Origin of the sequence: Streptomyces sp. SID12501, from assembly GCF_010550245.1 — a bacterium.
In the GTDB taxonomy this organism is placed as follows: domain Bacteria; phylum Actinomycetota; class Actinomycetes; order Streptomycetales; family Streptomycetaceae; genus Streptomyces.
Map to the genome: position 1 here is coordinate 1 of NZ_JAAGLU010000401.1, position 529 is coordinate 529.

Consider the following 529-nt stretch of genomic DNA (forward strand, 5'->3'; position numbering starts at 1 on the left):
AGTGGACGGCCGCGAGTCCGATGCCGAGGAGCGCGAACGCGAGCCCGAGCCCGAGCGCGAGGTTGGAGACGCGCATCGAGGCGATGGTCTCGCCCGGGGGCAGCGCGAAGTACGCGGCGACGAAGCCGATCGTGCCGAGGATCGAGATCGTGAAGAGCGCGACGACCTGGCGCTCGGCACGCTTGTTCGCCTCGGGCTCGACGTCCGAGCGGCGCGGGCGGTGCGGGCCGAAGCCCGGGTTCTCGAACTTGTCGACCGCGTCGTCGCCCTGGCGCAGCGCGAGGTCGGAGCCCGCGGTGTCGCGGGGCTCGAGCTCGTCGTGGCCGTGGTCGTGGGTGGTGCTCACGAGGACCTCGCTCCGATCCAGACTGCTGCTCCGATGAGCAGACCCATGCCGACGACCCAGGCCCACAGGCCCTCGCTGACGGGGCCGAGGCTCCCGAGGCCGATGCCGCCGGGTGCCTCGTCGCCCTGCAGGTCGAGGTACGCGATGATGTCGCGCTTCTCGTCCGGCGTGAGCGTCGCGTCG

The 529-nt window shown here is 72.2% G+C and carries 2 pseudogenes; both read right to left on the reverse strand.

From position 1 onward, the window contains the following. Positions 1 to 346 (reverse strand): annotated as a pseudogene (locus tag G3I71_RS46450) (hypothetical protein); the annotation flags it as partial. Then, positions 343 to 529 (reverse strand): annotated as a pseudogene (locus tag G3I71_RS46455) (cystathionine beta-lyase); the annotation flags it as partial. The pseudogenes G3I71_RS46455 and G3I71_RS46450, both read right to left, overlap by 4 nt.